This window comes from Paenibacillus sp. PL91 (assembly GCF_012935325.2).
Taxonomy (GTDB): Bacteria; Bacillota; Bacilli; order Paenibacillales; family Paenibacillaceae; genus Pristimantibacillus.
Window position 1 is genome coordinate 118,694 of record NZ_JABBYG020000009.1, and the last position, 16,480, is coordinate 135,173.

The 16,480-nt window shown below is 47.4% G+C and carries 20 protein-coding genes and 2 pseudogenes; 15 read left to right on the forward strand and 7 right to left on the reverse strand.

Going from position 1 to position 16,480, the window contains the following annotated elements; translation table 11 throughout:
* The first annotated feature begins 2 nt into the window (after window positions 1-2).
* The 6 genes from HI950_RS20715 (at window position 3) to HI950_RS20740 (ending at window position 3,909) form a co-directional block, all read left to right on the forward strand.
* Window positions 3-254: an acyl carrier protein gene (locus HI950_RS20715; protein ID WP_411268119.1), complete on the forward strand. Its 252-nt coding sequence runs from the start codon at window positions 3-5 to the stop codon at window positions 252-254.
* Complete coding sequence (locus tag HI950_RS20720) at window positions 251-1,258, forward strand: DUF6005 family protein (protein ID WP_223285407.1); 1,008 nt, start codon at window positions 251-253, stop codon at window positions 1,256-1,258. The genes HI950_RS20715 and HI950_RS20720 overlap by 4 nt, the downstream gene beginning before the upstream one ends.
* Entirely contained in the window at window positions 1,255-2,121 is an 867-nt protein-coding gene (locus tag HI950_RS20725; RefSeq protein ID WP_169086421.1) for a sugar phosphate isomerase/epimerase family protein, read from the forward strand. The genes HI950_RS20720 and HI950_RS20725 overlap by 4 nt, the downstream gene beginning before the upstream one ends.
* 231 nt (window positions 2,122-2,352) lie before the next feature.
* Window positions 2,353-2,649: an antibiotic biosynthesis monooxygenase family protein gene (locus HI950_RS20730; protein ID WP_169086419.1), complete on the forward strand. Its 297-nt coding sequence runs from the start codon at window positions 2,353-2,355 to the stop codon at window positions 2,647-2,649.
* A 36-nt stretch (window positions 2,650-2,685) separates the two neighbouring features.
* Window positions 2,686-3,096 (forward strand): DUF4265 domain-containing protein, encoded by a 411-nt coding sequence (locus HI950_RS20735; RefSeq protein ID WP_169086417.1) that lies wholly within the window; start codon window positions 2,686-2,688, stop codon window positions 3,094-3,096.
* Between the two features lie 30 nt (window positions 3,097-3,126).
* The gene (locus HI950_RS20740; protein WP_169086415.1) at window positions 3,127-3,909 is read left to right on the forward strand and encodes an SDR family NAD(P)-dependent oxidoreductase; all 783 of its coding nucleotides are present in this window, start codon (window positions 3,127-3,129) and stop codon (window positions 3,907-3,909) included.
* Window positions 3,910-3,995: 86 nt separating this feature from the next.
* Here HI950_RS20740 and HI950_RS20745 read toward each other — a convergent pair whose 3' ends face one another.
* On the reverse strand, window positions 3,996-4,244 hold the full coding sequence (locus HI950_RS20745; protein WP_053377646.1) for a type B 50S ribosomal protein L31: 249 nt from the start codon (window positions 4,242-4,244) through the stop codon (window positions 3,996-3,998).
* Between the two features lie 230 nt (window positions 4,245-4,474).
* On the opposite strand from HI950_RS20745, the gene fur reads away from it, so the two are divergent.
* Together fur and HI950_RS20755 are read left to right on the forward strand one after the other, a co-directional pair.
* Complete coding sequence (gene fur / locus HI950_RS20750) at window positions 4,475-4,954, forward strand: ferric iron uptake transcriptional regulator (RefSeq protein WP_169086413.1); 480 nt, start codon at window positions 4,475-4,477, stop codon at window positions 4,952-4,954.
* Between the two features lie 221 nt (window positions 4,955-5,175).
* Entirely contained in the window at window positions 5,176-5,658 is a 483-nt protein-coding gene (locus HI950_RS20755; protein WP_169086410.1) for an SRPBCC family protein, read from the forward strand.
* A 160-nt stretch (window positions 5,659-5,818) separates the two neighbouring features.
* Here HI950_RS20755 and HI950_RS20760 read toward each other — a convergent pair whose 3' ends face one another.
* Window positions 5,819-6,229: an MFS transporter gene (locus tag HI950_RS20760; RefSeq protein ID WP_187768141.1), complete on the reverse strand. Its 411-nt coding sequence runs from the start codon at window positions 6,227-6,229 to the stop codon at window positions 5,819-5,821.
* Window positions 6,166-7,082 (reverse strand): annotated as a pseudogene (locus tag HI950_RS37050) (MFS transporter). Before HI950_RS37050 ends, HI950_RS20760 begins: the two are co-directional and overlap by 64 nt.
* A gap of 319 nt (window positions 7,083-7,401) precedes the next feature.
* Here HI950_RS37050 and HI950_RS20775 point away from each other — a divergent pair.
* Complete coding sequence (locus HI950_RS20775) at window positions 7,402-9,840, forward strand: EAL domain-containing protein (RefSeq protein ID WP_169086404.1); 2,439 nt, start codon at window positions 7,402-7,404, stop codon at window positions 9,838-9,840.
* Between the two features lie 13 nt (window positions 9,841-9,853).
* Window positions 9,854-9,958, forward strand: a pseudogene (locus tag HI950_RS35985) (phage tail protein); the annotation flags it as partial.
* Here HI950_RS35985 and HI950_RS20780 read toward each other — a convergent pair.
* Window positions 9,948-10,139: a cysteine-rich CWC family protein gene (locus HI950_RS20780; RefSeq protein ID WP_169086402.1), complete on the reverse strand. Its 192-nt coding sequence runs from the start codon at window positions 10,137-10,139 to the stop codon at window positions 9,948-9,950. The pseudogene HI950_RS35985 and the gene HI950_RS20780 overlap by 11 nt on opposite strands.
* An 81-nt stretch (window positions 10,140-10,220) precedes the next feature.
* Window positions 10,221-11,027: a Cof-type HAD-IIB family hydrolase gene (locus HI950_RS20785; RefSeq protein WP_169086400.1), complete on the reverse strand. Its 807-nt coding sequence runs from the start codon at window positions 11,025-11,027 to the stop codon at window positions 10,221-10,223.
* A 137-nt stretch (window positions 11,028-11,164) separates the two neighbouring features.
* Between HI950_RS20785 and HI950_RS20790 the strand changes: the two genes are divergently transcribed.
* From HI950_RS20790 to HI950_RS20800, 3 genes are all read left to right on the forward strand, one after another.
* The gene (locus HI950_RS20790; RefSeq protein ID WP_169086399.1) at window positions 11,165-12,589 is read left to right on the forward strand and encodes a S41 family peptidase; all 1,425 of its coding nucleotides are present in this window, start codon (window positions 11,165-11,167) and stop codon (window positions 12,587-12,589) included.
* A 68-nt stretch (window positions 12,590-12,657) separates the two neighbouring features.
* Window positions 12,658-12,879: a DUF1450 domain-containing protein gene (locus tag HI950_RS20795; protein WP_169086397.1), complete on the forward strand. Its 222-nt coding sequence runs from the start codon at window positions 12,658-12,660 to the stop codon at window positions 12,877-12,879.
* 95 nt (window positions 12,880-12,974) lie between these two features.
* Window positions 12,975-13,478 (forward strand): ferritin, encoded by a 504-nt coding sequence (locus HI950_RS20800; RefSeq protein ID WP_169086394.1) that lies wholly within the window; start codon window positions 12,975-12,977, stop codon window positions 13,476-13,478.
* A gap of 113 nt (window positions 13,479-13,591) precedes the next feature.
* On the opposite strand, the gene HI950_RS20805 is transcribed toward HI950_RS20800, so the two are convergent.
* Window positions 13,592-14,764: an MFS transporter gene (locus tag HI950_RS20805; protein ID WP_169086392.1), complete on the reverse strand. Its 1,173-nt coding sequence runs from the start codon at window positions 14,762-14,764 to the stop codon at window positions 13,592-13,594.
* Between the two features lie 261 nt (window positions 14,765-15,025).
* Window positions 15,026-15,400 (reverse strand): winged helix-turn-helix transcriptional regulator, encoded by a 375-nt coding sequence (locus HI950_RS20810; RefSeq protein WP_169086390.1) that lies wholly within the window; start codon window positions 15,398-15,400, stop codon window positions 15,026-15,028.
* Window positions 15,401-15,588: 188 nt separating this feature from the next.
* On the opposite strand from HI950_RS20810, the gene HI950_RS20815 reads away from it, so the two are divergent.
* Both HI950_RS20815 and HI950_RS20820 read left to right on the forward strand, forming a co-directional pair.
* Window positions 15,589-15,921 (forward strand): pyrophosphohydrolase domain-containing protein, encoded by a 333-nt coding sequence (locus HI950_RS20815; RefSeq protein WP_169086388.1) that lies wholly within the window; start codon window positions 15,589-15,591, stop codon window positions 15,919-15,921.
* A gap of 25 nt (window positions 15,922-15,946) precedes the next feature.
* Window positions 15,947-16,477 carry a GrpB family protein gene (locus tag HI950_RS20820; protein ID WP_169086386.1) on the forward strand — a complete coding sequence of 177 codons (531 nt, stop codon included), beginning with the start codon at window positions 15,947-15,949 and terminating at the stop codon, window positions 16,475-16,477.
* The last annotated feature ends 3 nt before the right edge of the window (window positions 16,478-16,480 follow it).

Below are 16,480 nucleotides of genomic sequence, written 5' to 3' on the forward strand. Positions count from 1 at the left end.
TAATGTATCGTCTTGAATGCAAGAGAGTGCGCAAGCTGAAGCCTTTGGAGGAGAGCATTCGGCTTAACGAGGACTTATATCTCGATTCGGTTATGATTCTTCAGCTTATGGTTTATATCGAAGAGGATATGAAATTGTTTGTTCCTGAGGATGAGGTCGATCCAAGCGTGTTCGGAACAATCGGCTCACTGCTTGATTTTATGATGAAGCTGGAATCATTGGATTTGAATAGGGCAGGTGACCTTGGCAGATGATGGAGCAAACGCTTGAAGGAGAAGAATCAATAAAGGTGCATTGCCTACTAAGCTGTCTGTGCGACATTGTGAAGAGATCCAGCAGCGTCGACTATCGGCCTTTTTATTTTGGCGTATGGGATGGAGATTTTGAGGTGAATGAGAACGATGAGCTCTCTTATTTCTCCAAGGGGATTACCCATGAGTTTTATTTAAAATGGTATGAGGAGCTGTTCGGCCTGCCTGTTCAGGAATGGTATGACTTCTCTCGCAGCAAGGCGGCTAATGTCGATGTGCTGCTTCAGCTTCTGGATGAGAAGCCGGACCACCGGTCGATCATCGTCCATATCGATATGGCGCTTATGCCGGAGCGGGAAAATAAGTTTCATCAGAAGCCGTTCCCGCACTTCCTTATGGTGGAGAAAACCGATAACGAAGAGGAATGGCTGATGCGCGATCCTGATTTTCGCTGGGAGGGCATCGTGAGCCGCGAACGGGTGCTTGAAGCGGTTAGGGGCAATGCGTTTGGCGGCGGCTATTATATCGATGCCGTTCATATTAAGGAGCCATCGAAGGAAGCGATTGAGCGGCTTTTTTGGGCGACGTTTAAGGGCGAGCGCAATGAGCTGACTGAGCAGATCAAAGGAATCGTCGCTAGGCTGTCGGCATCTGGAGATGCAGCGCAGCTCCGCAAGCTCACGCCTGCACTGCGACAGCTTAAAGTGCTTGCTATCCGAAAATACGGCTACGAGCATGCATTCATGTATTTGATGCCGGAGCGTGATCCCAGCAATGCGGAATTTTTGACTTATTGCGATCTAATCGAAGAGCTGGTGCAGGGCTATACGACCGTACAGTTTTTGGCGATCAAATTAGCGACGACGCATAGGCTTGCGCTAGTCAAGCAACTGGCTGCTCATTTGGAGCGAATAGACGATGTGGAGAAAAGAATCAAGCAGGGACTGGAGCGCTCCTTCATGAAGTGGCGTGAGCAGGCGGCCGTACAAGCGGGAGGGTTGATATGAAAATAGCGTTATGCACCATTTCGTTCCGCCATCAGCTCATTTCCATTAAGGGGCTAATCGCTTTCGCGAGCGCTAACGGTTTTGATGGGATCGAGCTATGGGGGGCGCATGCCCGCAACCTGTATGAAACGAGCGAGGCGTATCCTTGGTCGGAGGATCCGAGAGCTATGCTTGCGCAAAGCGGGCTTGAAATCTCCATGATTACGGATTATTTAAACATTGCGGCGGATGTTCCGCTTCCTCAAATCGAGGAACAGACGAAGCGGATTATTGCGCTTGCCGATTGGTTCGGCGTAAGCCGCATCCGCACATTTGCGGGAGAGCGCCCAAGCGCCGCGGTATCGCTGCAGCAGCGAGCGCAATATGTAGAGCGGCTTAGGAGGATTGGCGATATTTGTGCTGCCCATGGCAAAAAGCTGCTCCTAGAGACGCATACGAACACGTTAGCCGATTGTCTGGACTCTACGCAGAGGCTCATGGAGGAGCTTGCGCATCCCGCAATCGGTCTTAATCTGGATTTCTTCCACCTCTGGGAATCGGGAACGGCCCCTATGACTGCGCTGAATCGCCTTAATCCTTGGGTCCACTATTATCATTTGAAAAACATTAGCTCGCTTCAGCAGGCAAAGCTGTTCGAGCCGCAAAACGTATATGCCCCTAGCGGTGACCGCAGTGGAATGGTTTCCTTATCGCGAGGAGCGATTGATTACCGTCCGGTCCTTGACCAGATGCAGCATTCGCCTGCCTTCAACCAGACGGAGCGATTTGCATCGCTGGAGTGGTTCGGGGCAAAACCGGCGGAGGTGCTTGCCAAAGATATTCAGTTCATTCGGAATGTGCATGCCGCACAGTCTATCGGGTAGCTAATAGCCAGTCATTACGGAGAGCATCATGCCGCTTAAGGATGAAGAACACATACGACTATGATTGTGAGCTAGACAAGTCCATAGGAATAGCGTTATGAAACAAGCCCTGACTGGGGCTTGTTTTTTTGTTGCACGAATCGAACGCCTTATGGCGAAATGATTAGGGATCGCTTATGGTGTTTTTTTGACAATTCGTATATGCTAGTTTTAAATGAAGGGACTGATTCTATGATTCTGGAAGTTGCAATCTTGCAGGTTAAGGCGGGAATGACAGACGATTTTGAGCATAGTTTCAAGAAAGCCTCGGCGATCATTTCCAGCATGAAGGGCTATATTAGCCATGAGCTTCAAAAATGCATGGAAGAAGACCGTAAATACATATTGCTAGTGAAATGGGAGACGCTTCAGGATCATACGGAGGGCTTTCGGGGATCAGAAGCGTATTTGGAGTGGAAAAGCTTGCTTCACCATTTCTACGATCCGTTTCCAACTGTTGAGCACTACGAAGCCGTGGATCTGAGCTAGCGGGCTCCAAACATGAAATGAAAATAGGCATAGAGGGTGAAGAGCATTCAAGATTTTATACCATTGCATCTCTGCTTCGATGGTGTTGGTCGAGAGGTTGAAGTATTAGATGTCATTCAAGTGGATGATAATATTTATAGAGTCGAGGAAAATCCTGTTTTTACGGAAAAGGTCGCTTTCGGTGACGTTATCCGCGTGAAAACAACAAACGATGTATCCATCTATATAGAAACGATTGAAAAATCAAAGTTTACCAGACATAACTGGCTCCTTAGCAAAGAAGTGATTTATTCCCTGGAGCTGAAAATTTTAAAAAATAAAATTCGTGACTGGGAAGGCAAGAGCCAGCAAGTATTCGGAGGCATCTTTATCGTGAATTTGCCAGCGAATACGAATGTCGATATAAATGGCGAGGTGCAAAGAGTCATAAAAATGGTTCAAAAATAAGCAACGTGCGAAGCGGAGGCGAAAAAAACGATGGAGCTTGGACTAAAAGGCAAGGTGGCTATCGTTACGGGCGGCAGCAAGGGAATTGGGCTGGCAACGGCATTGCTGCTGGCTGCGGAAGGCGCTGAGGTAGCGATTGTCGCTAGGGAGCTAAAGTCGCTGCAGCAAGCTGCAGAGCAAATTAAGGAGCAGACAGGCAAAGTGGCTTTGGTTATTAGCGCCGACGTATCGAAGCCGGAAGATGCCGATCGAGCGGTTGCTTTGGCGGCAGCGCGTTTTGGGGGCGTCAACATTCTTATAAATAATGCAGGAACGTCGGCCGCTCGGCCATTCGAGCAGGTAGGAGCTGAGGCTTGGACGGCTGATCTTGATTTGAAGCTGCTCGGAGCCGCTCAATTCTCACGCGCGGTGCTGCCGCATATGCGGCAAGCAGGCGGCGGAGCTATCGTCAACGTAACGGCAATCGGCGGCAAAACGCCAGGCGCTTCCTCGCTGCCGACATCGGTCAGCCGTGCAGCAGGTTTAGCGCTGACCAAAGCGATGAGCAAGGATTTGGCAGCGGACCGCATACGCGTTAACGCGGTGTGCATCGGACTGATTCGCAGCGCGCAAATCGAGCGCATGTGGCAGGCCAAAGCACCTGAGCTGAGCTGGGACGAGTTCGCAGCCGACAAGCGCCACGGCATACCGCTTGGGCGGATCGGAAATGCGCAGGAGGCGGCCAATGTCATCGGCTTTCTCGTATCGGATGCGGCATCCTTCGTGACAGGAACCTCCGTCAATATTGACGGCGGCCTATCTGCGGTGCTGTAAGCAGCTGCAATATAGAGAAGAAAAGCTCCATGCAGATTCCCGTTTCGTACGGCTGTCGGCAGGAGCTTTTTTTCACGATTTGCTGTTTATTTCTTTTGTTGAATCCGTTGGTTGAAGCGGTCAACACGTCCACCTTTGTCTGTGTTGCGCTGTTTGCCCGTGTAGAACGGATGCGAGGCGGAGCTTGTATCGACGCGGATTACAGGATAGCTGTTGCCATCCTCCCACTCCATTTTCTCATTAGACGATTTGGTGGAGCCTGTCAAAAATTTGTAGCCGCTGCTGACATCAAAAAACAAAACCTGATGATAAACCGGATGTATGCCGTCCTTCATTATATTCACCTGTCCTTTATTAGTAATGGTTACGAAAAAACTATAGACTAAGCATATCGATAATCGTTATCAATGTCAAGGAGACTCATTTACGGTCCAATTAAAATATGGTATTTGCTAATTTTGAAAAAGTATACTACCATTAAATTATAATCATTCTAAAAGTAAGCCCTTGCATGAAGGAAATGGTTTCTAGGTGCAGGCTTTTTAATAAAAGGAGGTATCCCTGCATGTTAAACATCACGGCGGAAATGGACCGAATCAATCGGCATTTGATGGCGAACGGATACAAACTCACGACGCAGCGCGAGATCATATTGCGCGTACTGCTTGAGAACGAAATGGATCATTTGAGCGCAGAAGGCGTCTTCATGCTCGTGAAGCAAAAATATTCCGAGATTGGCCTTGCTACGGTATATCGGACGCTTGAGCTTCTGGCTGAGCTGCATGTTGTGGAGAAAATGAATTTCGGAGACGGCGTAGCCCGCTATGATCTTCGCGGCGACGTGAATGAGCATATGCATCATCATCTCATATGCGACGAATGCGGCTCGCTCAAGGAAATTAAAGAAGATTGGCTGTACGAGATCGAGCAGCGGATTGAACGGGAGTTCGGCTTTAAGGTAACGGACCATCGGCTTGATTTTACAGGAACATACAAATCATGCAATAAAGGCGAGTGCAAGAAAACGCGTAAAGCCGTTTCTTAATCGAATCGCCAGCGTACAAACGTAAGGAGTCTTTCCACCGAGGTGGAGGGGCTCTTTGTTTATTGTCGACCGCCCTTCATTTCTTGACGGGTATATAACTGAATGGTAATATAACGATATAAAAAAGCAGTGTAATTCAGCGCTTGGGAAAAGCTATGATTGGATAATGGATGCAGGAATCGCTTGAGCTGAAGCATAGGCCAATGAGGAGGAATAATAATATGCTCGCGGTTGTCCGGAAAACGGAGAATGGTTATATCGCTAAGTTCGAGAGGCATTTAAAGCATCCTATTGAGAAGGTATGGGCTTCTATTACAGAGCCGGAAATGCTTCGAAAGTGGCTGGCAGCGGCCAAGGTTGATTTAAGGGAAGGCGGCAATTTAGAGCTTTCCTTTGATTTGACAGAGGGAAATGCCTTCACCGGGAAAATTACTGAGCTCAAGCAACATGCCGTGTTTGAATTTGAATGGGGAACGGAGCGAGTCCGTTTTGAGCTGTACCCGGAAGAGGGAGGCTGCTTGCTCATATTAAAGCAAATCTTCGAGAAAATCAGCAAGCAAACGCCAATGGATCTTGCTGGCTGGCACGAGCATTTAAATGTCTTAATTGCGGAGCTGAGCGGGCAACCGACGTTATTTTCCTACGCGAATTGGGAAATCGTCCACCAAAAATATGCACAAATATTTGAAGGGAGCATGACATAAAGCTTCTGATTCGTTTGCAGTCCGGAATGCTTCTGGAATTGAAGGAATGCAGGCTATGCGAAGCATCACAATGGACGAAAGAGCTGCCTTAGGCCAATAACCTAAAGCAGCTCTTTTTCATTTCATTGGATTAGCTTAACCGGTAAAGACACTATGCTAATTAGGCCTGAGTTTCGTCGTTTAAATGCTGCAGCTCATCCAGATTTCGAACGGAAGGAATAACATAAGCTCCGATGCCGACGATTGCAATAAGCGCACCAGAAATGGCGAACCATGTTGCGACACCAAGCACCTCGGCCATCGGTCCCGCAATCATAAGTCCAATGGGAGTGGCAATTAATGAGATCGTGCCGATGAGCGACATCACTCTTCCGAGCGCTGCTGGCTCAACGACTGTCTGGACAAATGCCATATAGGAGCCGCCGAACAGGGGGCCACTTAAGCCCATAATGGACGAGAATAAGATAAACCACATAAATCCAGACGGAGGCAGAAGGCCAGCGCCTACTAGACCGAAACCAAGCAGGACAATACCGCCGCAGACTGCGCTTTTTTCTTTTTCGCTCCCCATGTTCCGAGTAAAAGTCCGCCAAGCAGCATCCCAATTGCAAAGGCTGCCTCCACAGAGCCTGCCTGAAGCGCATCTCCTCCGAAGTGATTCCTCATCATTAGCGGAAACAGCGGGCTGACCGGGACATAAATAACGGTGACTGCTGCAATCGCCAGCGTAACAACGAGCAAGCTTCGAGATTTGGTGAGCTCCTTTATTCCGTAGCGGATCTCTTTCCACATCCCCTGTCCGGCAGTATCCTCAGCTTGCCGCTGCGGCTGCGGAATGTGAACGAGAAGCAGCGCTGTATTTGCGATTAAAGCACCAAGCACATCAATAAAAAGCACGTATTCGATGGACCAAAATCCAAGAATGGCTACGCCTAGCATAGGTCCAGCCAGATTCGAGCCCGAAAAAACTAGCTGATTCCAGCCCGCAATTCTTGTGGCTCTTCGGTCGGAGCAAGAAGCGGCACAGAGGACTGCATCGCAGGCATATGGAAAGCAGTGGCAATAGAGCGAACGGAAAGGACGATATAGATCATCCATATGAACGGCTCGCCTATTATAAAACAGAAGGCCAGAAGCATGCTTGAGACCGCGATAGCGCTGTCCGCAACAATCATAATCTTTTTGCGATTAAATCGATCGACGAGTGTGCCAATAAAAGGACCGAGCAGCGCTTGAGGCAAAAAGCCCGCTGCTGCGGCTATCGACAGAACGACAGCTGAGCCCGTTGAATCCGTTAACCACCAGATTAAGCTGAATTGCACCATCGCACTGCTTAGCAGAGAAAATGCCTGACCTGAAAATATAATAAAAAAAGTTTGGCGCCAATTGGCGGCTTTAGTAGTTGTCATGTGTAAGGTCTCCATTCGTTTGTTTTAAAGTAAGATAAACGAATTAGGCACACAACAAATACGCCAAGGCCCGCTATTCAATTATAGGGGCGAGGAGCATTGCTCTGCACCTCGCCTTAACGTAAACGCATGGATTGAATAAGCATTTGGACAAACCTCGCATTCGAATTAAATTTAAGCTGGCTGAGCCGCAAGCGGCCTTTGGAGCCTGAAAGCGATAACCATGCTTTAATTTAAACTATAGCATAAATTTTCAAAAATATTTCAAATCAATCATGTATAATGGAATAATGCTCTGTCATAAAGTTATTTTACATAGAATAGAGGGGATGAAATGGAGCATATTCACGGTTCGTACGATAGTATATTGGTTTTTTTCTCATATATTATTGCAGTGATGGCTTCGTATACAGCGCTTGATTTAGCCGGAAGAGTAAGCACTTCCAAGGGGAAGACGCGGCTCGGCTGGCTTTTGTTTGGCGCGGCAGCGATGGGGATGGGAATTTGGTCGATGCATTTTGTCGGCATGCTAGCCTTCAACCTGCCCATCACGATCAAATATGATTTAATTATCGTGCTGTTATCGGTTGTTGCAGCTATTGTTGCTTCGTTTATTGCGTTGTACGTTGTCGGCCGAAGCAAGTTAACAGGCGTGCAATTGCTCAGCGGCGCTTTATTGCTTGCCACGGGGATATCCATCATGCATTATGTCGGCATGTCTGCCATGCTCATCCATATTACATATACTCCGATCATTTTTATTTTATCTGTTCTTATTGCATTTGGTGCATCCGTTGCCGCACTATGGCTAGCGTTCTATTTCCGCAAAGGCGGCCAGCGCGGGGAGCTTTGGAAGAAGCTTGGAAGCGGTGCGATAATGGGGGCTGCGATCGTCGGCATGCATTATACAGGCATGGTAGCGGCTAATTTTCATAACAGCAGCAAGTCTGCCCTTTTCTACGGCGTAATTTTGGACCAAAAATGGCTGGCTTATTTCATTGCGGGCGGGACATTGTTTACTCTCGGTCTATCTTTGTTCGGCATCTATATTTCGAAGCGGCTTGCCAGCAAAGATTTGGAGATTGAGCAAAACGAGAAATGGTATAAGTCCTTATATGAAAATAGTCAGGATGGCATCGTTTCCGTTGATCTGCAGCATCGCGTCATTAGCTTTAATTCTGTTGCCTTGCAATTAACGGGCTATAGCGGCAAAAAAGTTATCAATCAGCCCATTTCTGCGTTGAGTACCATTATTGTCAGCGAGGATCAGGAGAAGGTTAAGCAGATGTTCCAAAGTACCTTTCAGGGAGAGCGTTCAAATCTCGAAACGGCGATTATCCGCCCTGATGGGATCAGACTTGATCTTAACGTCTCCTATGTACCGGTGATCGTGGAAGGCAACGTGGTCGGGAGCTATATTATTTTTAAAGACATAACAGAAGAGTTACGGGCGAAGCAGAAAATTAGCCATTTGGCGTTCCATGACGAGCTTACAGGCTTGCCGAATCGCCGTATGTTCAATCAAGCCATCGCTCAAGCAATTGAAGACAGCAGCATAAGCAAGTCATCCTTTGCCGTCATGGTGCTTGATATCGACCGCTTTAAAATGATCAACGATTCGCTTGGCCACACAGTCGGCGACCAATTTTTGAAAGAGGTCAGCAAGCGCATTGAGAAATCGGCTGAAGAGTATAACGTCATCCTTGCGCGAATGGGCGGCGATGAGTTTACGCTGCTCTGCCGCGAATACGAATCGCATGAGACGGTCAAGGCGCTAGCCAAGCAGATTATAAGCAGCATCCAAGCTCCTTACAGGCTGAAGGACAGCGATTTTTATGTGTCTGCAAGCATTGGCATTTCACTGTTTCCTGGCCATGGTCACGATGCCATCCAATTGCTGAAAAATGCCGATACAGCCATGTATGAGGTGAAGAAAAGAGGGAAAAACGGCTATCAGTTTTTCACTAACGAGCTTGACCACATATTGCAAGAGAAAATCGAATTAGAGGGCGATCTGAGAAAAGCTGTCGAACGAGGCGAGCTGCTGCTGCATTACCAGCCGCAAATTCGGACAGAGGATCATGCGATGATCGGAATAGAGGCGCTTGTACGCTGGGAGCATCCGTCCAAGGGCATGTTATCTCCGGGCATTTTTATTCCGATTGCTGAGGAGACAGGGCTCATTTACGAGATAGGAACGTGGGTGCTGCGGGAGGCTTGCCAGCAAATGCGCAAATGGCATGCAGAGGGAGGACCGCTCATCCCTATTTCGGTGAACTTGTCCTCGCAGCAGTTCCATCAGCCTAAACTTGCGGAATATATAATGGCTATTTTAGAGGAAACAGGTCTTGAATCGCAATATTTGGAGCTGGAAATAACGGAAAGCATGATGATGGACGCCTCCGTATCAAGCAGTATTTTGAACCAATTAAACGATTTTGGCATTAAAATCAGCTTGGATGATTTTGGAACGGGTTACAGCTCGCTTAGCTATTTAAAAATGTTCCCGATTCACAAGGTTAAAATCGACCGCTCCTTTATCCGTGATATTACAGAGAATAACGATGATAAAGCGATAGTATCAACGATTATAGCGATGGCGCAGCATTTGAACATGGAGGTCATTGCGGAAGGCATTGAGACGAAGGACCAGCTCGATATTTTGATGGATAATGAATGCAGAAAGATTCAGGGGTACTATTTCAGCAAGCCGTTGTCGGCAAATGACGTGGAGCAAGCTTTTTTCATACCTAGTCGCGTAGTAGTCGGTTAGTTGCATCTGTGCAGCAATCGGAGCAACCGGTCAAAACATGCCTCATAATGATATGCAGCCTTATTTGGGATTAAATTTCATCATCGCCCTAGGAGGTATATTTCCTCCTAGGTTTTAGACGATTTTTGATAGGCTATTACACATGACTTGCAAATGCAGGCTTTATTGCGTTTTTCCTCTGGAACCTGCTCGAGAAGAGTCTCGGGGAATTTTTCGCGAAAGCACCAGCAATCCGCTGCTTCTTCTTGTACAGCTTGGATCCCGCACTTATTTGGCTTACCGCATATCGGACAATTCATGGTTATGTTCTCCTATCTTAAAGAAACAGCCCTTTCGCTGCTGGCGAAGGGGCTGTTTCGCATATTGCGCCAATCGTATGCCTATTCAGCGGATGCTTGAAGGACAAACTTCTCGATAACGTGGCGCACGCCTTCTTCATTATTCGATAGCGTGACATAATCCGCGATGTCTTTAAGAGATTGAATCGCATTGCCCATCGCTACGCCAAGGCCAGCGGCTATAATCATTTCATTGTCATTCCACGCATCGCCAAGGGCAATCGTTTGGTCCATCGTACAGCCTAAGTGCTCAGCCATAAATCGCAGGGCATGTCCCTTCGTGCCTTCCTTATGCATAAACTCCAGATAGTGCGCTTTCGATTTTGTAATATGAACGCGATCGCCAATGAGCAGCTTTAGCTCCTCGGCTATCATGTCAAGACGAGCGGGATCGTCGATGATCAGCATTTTGTTCATCGGAAAATCAAGCAATTTATTAAAGTCAGGCTCTATTTTGTAAGGGATATTGGAAAGCTTGGAATAGGCTTTTATTTTATCGTTATCCTCTGTTCCGTACAGCTCGTCATCTACATAAAGCTGCAGGTGAAGCCCATTTGCTTCTGCGTAGGCGTGAAGCTCCTTGGCCGCGTCGATAGGGACGTTTCTCTCATATAATACTTGCCCGTCCAGCAGTGTTTTGACGAGGGCTCCCTGATAAGTAATAATAGGAACATTGAGTTCAATTTGCCTGGCGATCTTTTGGGCGGAAGCGAACATGCGTCCCGTTGCGAGTGTCACGGTCACTCCCTTCGCAATGGCAGCCTCCATCGCACGCTTCGTGCCTTCCGTTACGGTTAGGTCATCCGTTAATAACGTGTCGTCAACATCAATTGCTATAAGTTTATACATGCTAGCGGTGAAGCTCCTCTCCAGCTCTCTATATTTTAGATTAGGTTGATTGTAGCTAAAATGATCCACACATACAAGACTTTGCGTATGCTTTCGAAGCAAGTTTTGCTTCACAAAACTTTGTAGGAGATGAACAGATGAACAATTTTACATCAGCGGCATCAAAACAACGATTTCTGACTCTTTGCGTGCTGGGCGCTGTTTTGTTTACAGCCGTCGGCTTTGCACTGGGCCTGCTATGGATGGGTAATCGATATCCAATGCTGAAGGAGCCGGCATTCAAGCAATTTACAGTGTCCTACAACAAAATTATAAATGATTATTTAAACGGCGCGGAGCCGAAAAAGCTTATAAACGGTGCGGTAGAAGGGATGGTTGCTTCACTTGAGGACCCGTATTCCCGCTATTTGGCCGAGGAGAAGGGCAACGCTTATACGGAATCCTATGAAGGCCAAATTTATGGTATTGGCGCTGAAATACGCGAGGAGGAGGGGCAGTTCGTCATCAGCGGACTTACGAAGGGCGCTCCTGCCGAACGCGGCGGCTTGCTGCCGGGCGATACGATCATCTCGGTAGATGATCAAAAGCTGAGCGGAAAGACGTTTGAGGAGCTGCTGGGCGTCATTAGAGGCGAAGAAGGAACCTCGGTCTCGCTCAAGGTTCAGCGGCCGAATCAGGCCGAACACATTGCGCTGACGCTGAAGCGGGAAGCGATTCCGATTCATACGGTAACTTCTGAGCTGCTGGAGGGCGGAATCGGCCATGTGACGATCAGCCGTTTTGCTGACAAAACAGCGGATGAATTTGAGGCAGCACTTACCGAGCTGCAGGCGAAGCAGCCGCTTAAAGGTTTACTGCTTGATATGCGCTCGAATCCGGGGGGCTTGCTGCAGCCGACCATCAAGATTGCAAGCACGCTTATTCCGAAGGACAAAGTTATTCTGAACGTTGTATACAAAAACGAGCGCCAGACGATTACGTATAAATCTAAGCAAGAGAAGGAATGGACCGTACCGATTGCAGTGCTCGTAAACGGGCAATCCGCAAGTGCCAGCGAGGTGCTGACAGCGGCTTTGAAGGAATCGGCGGGGGCTACTGTTATTGGGGAGAAAACGTACGGCAAAGGCGTCGTTCAAGCCTTTAATCAATTTAAGGACGGCTCGGTTCTAAGCTTAACGGAGGCACAGTGGAAGACGCCTGGAGGAACCTGGATTAATAAAACGGGCGTATCGCCGGATTTTGCAGTAAATTTGCCCGCATACACGCAGCTAAGACCGCTTGCAATCGGATCGGATATGAAAGTGGGAAGCTACGGCGAGGATGTGAAGACACTGCAGCAGATGCTGAAGGTGCTGGGCTATACGCCTACGGGTCAAGAAGGCCTGTTCGATAAGCAGACTGCTGAGGCTATGCGCAAGTTTCAAACGGATGAGAAGCTGGAGGCTACAGGCAGCTTTAATGATAAGACAGGCTATAAACTGCTGGAGCGGCTGCGCGAGAAGCTTGGACGTGAAGACAGCCAGCTGCTTAAAGGATTAGATGTTCTAAAAAATCGCAGTTGACAACGGGGATGATAATCATTATCATCAAGTAGGAAGCAAATCCTTCGTTGCGCTGCGGGGTGAATCGGATGAAGAAGATTAAATATTGCAAACGGAATTTAAAGAATGGTTCAGAGCCGATTTATAAGGCAATGAAAAGCAAATATCCGGACATTAAGCAGAAGAAAAGCGATTGTCTCGGCGATTGCAAAACCTGCAAGCTAGAGTGCTTCGTCGTCGTTAAGTCGAAGACGGTAAGCGCGCCGTCTCCAGAGAAGCTCTATAAACGATTGAAAAAAATGATTGGCTAACGATTAAATATGGATACATTTACAAGAACGGCATTTGCCGTTCTTTATTTTTATGTTAGAATAAGTACAATCTAGGAAAGCTGAGGTGCACGAGCATGAATGATGGATTAGCAGAAGCATTAAATGAACAGATGAATTTTGAATTTTATTCAGCGCATGTATATCTTGCAATGGCAGCGTATTGTTCGGGCGAGAGCTTGGATGGTTTCGCTAACTTCTTCATTGTACAAGCTGAGGAAGAACGGTTTCATGCTATGAAAATATACAAATTTCTGAACGACCGCGGCCGTCGTGCGACGCTTTCCGCTCTAGGAGAGCCAAATAACGATTACGCGTCCATCTTGGACACATTTGAGCAAGGCTACGGGCATGAGCAGCAAAATACGAAACGCTTCTACAATTTGTCTGACCTTGCGATGAGTGATCGTGAGCATGCGACGATTAACTTCCTCAAATGGTTTATCGATGAGCAGGTTGAAGAAGAGGCGCTGTTTGATAATATCATTCATAAGCTGAAGCGGATCGACAAAGACAGCAACGCTTTCTATATGCTCGACGCTGAGTTCGCTACTCGCTCCTTCACGCCGCCGGCGCTGTAAGGAAGACTTGCTTACGCTTAGCAAATAAAGAAGAGGCCGTCCTTTTCGGGTAGAATATTCTATCTGAGAAAGACGGTCTTTTTTTTGAAGTGAAAAGCGGGTATTCGTAATGGTTACTGAATAGAGGGGATGCTGATCATTCTTTTGCTCTTCCGGAAGGAGATGAATGCAGCGATGAAAGCCAGAAACAGCGAAGTGCTAGCAATCCATGGATTGTATAAAACAGACTCGTTCCATGTCACGGCCATGCCCCCGACTCCGGCGCCCATCGCGAGACCGATCTGGGTCACAGAGGTGTTCAGGCTGATGACGAGATTAGCGGATTGAGGCACTTTCTCGATGAAGTAGGTTTGCGTGGCAGGGCCCATAATGAACATGGACATAACCCAAATCGATAAAAGTGTTATGGCAAGAGGGAATGAGTGAATAGCCAGCGGAAGCAGGGCAAGCGTTATGACATGAGCGAACATGCTGATGGCCATTACGCGTACGCTTCCCCACTTGTCGACAGCGGAGCCCCCGATGCGGGAGCCGATTGCGCCAGCAATTCCGAATGCGAGCATGATGATCCCGATTGAGGTAACGCTCCTGTGCAAAATCGAGTCAAGAAAAGGAGTTAAATATGTGAACATGATGGAGTTCCCGGCTTCCCTGAACAGGACGAGCACTAGCGCAAACAGAATAACGGGATTTGCAAGCACGGTGAACTGTTTACGGAATGGAACATAGGCGTCTCCTTCGATTTCCGGCAGCAAAAGCGCCATGCCGATCAGGATGGCGAGGCTGCCTGCGGCCAGAAAGAGGAAGATCATGCGCCAGCTGAACATATCGGTAAGGGCGATTCCAATTGGTATTCCAAGAATCATAGCCGTGCTGAAGCCGAGAATAATGGTTCCGATTGCGCTGCCGATCTTCTCAGGCGCAGACATCTTGGCAGCAGCGCTGAAGGCAGCGACCAACATGACGCCGGAGCTTGCGCCGAGTATCAACCGCGAAATAAGCAGCATGGTAAAGTTGAAGCTGAGGAATGAGGCGAGATTGCCGGCAATGAAGAAAAGCATCGCAAGGAGCAGCAGCTTTTTTCGTCCCATTCGCGAAGTCACCGATACGACGATCGGAGTTCCAATCGCGAAAGCGAGTGAATAGACGGTAATAAGCTGCCCAGCCAGAGCAACGGTGACTTGCATTTGCTCTGCCAATACATTCAAAATGCCAGCAACGACTAGTTCCGAGGTAGCGGTGAAGAAGACAGCTATCGTTAAAATATAAATGACAATCCGGTTCATAAGGGTTTAGTCCTCTCTATTTGTGTATGATGGCTTCCCTGCTTTTGCATGAAGCCGATGTTGTTATTCAAGCAGTCGGCCGCGTCCGGCAAATGCTTAACTGAATTATAATCAAGTTACTTTAGATAAGTAAGAACGCAAAACAATTGGACATCATCCAATTATGCGGACTTACTAACTTTTAGTAAGTGCAAAAACATACGCCCATAACAAAAAACCGCCAAGGGATCGTATCCCCTGGCGGTTTCGTACACAACGCGGTTATGATGATTTTTCAGCAGGTTCAGCGGTCTGCACCGTGTTGCCCCACTTTTGCACCCATTTGTCCATTTCCTTCAAAGCCGTTTGGAAATCGCTGCCCTTCGCAGTTAGTGAGTATTCCACTGTGACAGGGACTGTTGGAAAGACTTCACGTAATACTAGGCCGTTTTTTTCCAAGTGACGAAGGGTATCGGTAAGGGATTGGGTCTTGACGATAGCTACATTTCGCTGGAGCTGATTGAACCGCTGCGGTCCCCTCAGCAGCTCTTCAAGTACGAGGAAAGCCCATTTGGCGCCCAAAATCTGCAGCACCTCGCAGATGCTTGAGCCGGCACTCTCCTTGCAGTCGTTATGCTGGCTGGCTTGATCGGCCATGGGATACCACTCCTCATTCATCGTTAATCAAATTCGAGCAAAGAACGACACGTTAACATTATTTTATGCTACCATTATGATCCAGCGCTTTTGATCGTGTCAATCGTTTGAGGAACTTTTTCGCGTTAGGCACGTCTATTTGGGTAGATAGGGTATGGTAAAATGATAACGAGTTGGAGGAATTTTTTGTGAAAAGATATAATAAGCTCATTCGAGATAAAATTCCTCAAATGCTGGATGCAAAAAGTGTTTCTTACGAAGTAAGAGAGCTTGATCATGAGCAGTATATGAAGAAGCTAAACGAAAAGCTTGAGGAAGAGCTGGATGAATATCGCTTAGCGACGACTATAGAAGAGCAGATCGAAGAGCTCGCCGATTTTGTGGAAGTGGCTTATGCTATTGCAGCGCACAAAGGTATTTCCATTGAACATTTTGAGACAGTCAGAATCAAAAAGAAAGAAAAGCGCGGCGGATTTGAGAAGAAGCTGCTGCTTATTTCTACAGAGGATTCCAGTGATTAATAGGGAATAGAAATGGAGAAAAAGAATGCGAAGAACGGTTATAGCTCCATGGACAGAACAGTGGAATAAGCTGTACCTTTTAGAAGCGAGTGATATTAATCGAATCCTGCAAAAGGAACAGATAGACATTTTTCATATTGGAAGTACGGCAGTTCCAGCAATTGGGCATGCAAAACCGACGATCGACCTATTAGTCGTCGTCAGGGAGATCGGTAGAGTTGACTTATATGAGAAAGAAATGGCTGGGCTAGGTTACTCCTGCAGAGGGGAGAATGGAATTGCCGGAAGGCGATATTTCACAAAAGGCGGAAGCAGCAGAACCCATCATGTGCATATGTTCGAGGCAGGAAATATAAACATTAAAAAACATCTGGATTTTAAAGCGTACATGCTCGCTCATCCTAAGGAAGCTAAGCAATACGGCGAGCTAAAACTAGCATTAGCTGAAAAGTTTCCAGATGATATTCATCTGTATCAGAAGGCTAAAGAAGCATTTGTTGATGCTCTAATTGAGAAGTCGGTCAGCTATGCTTCGGAACGACAAAACATGGATTGAAAA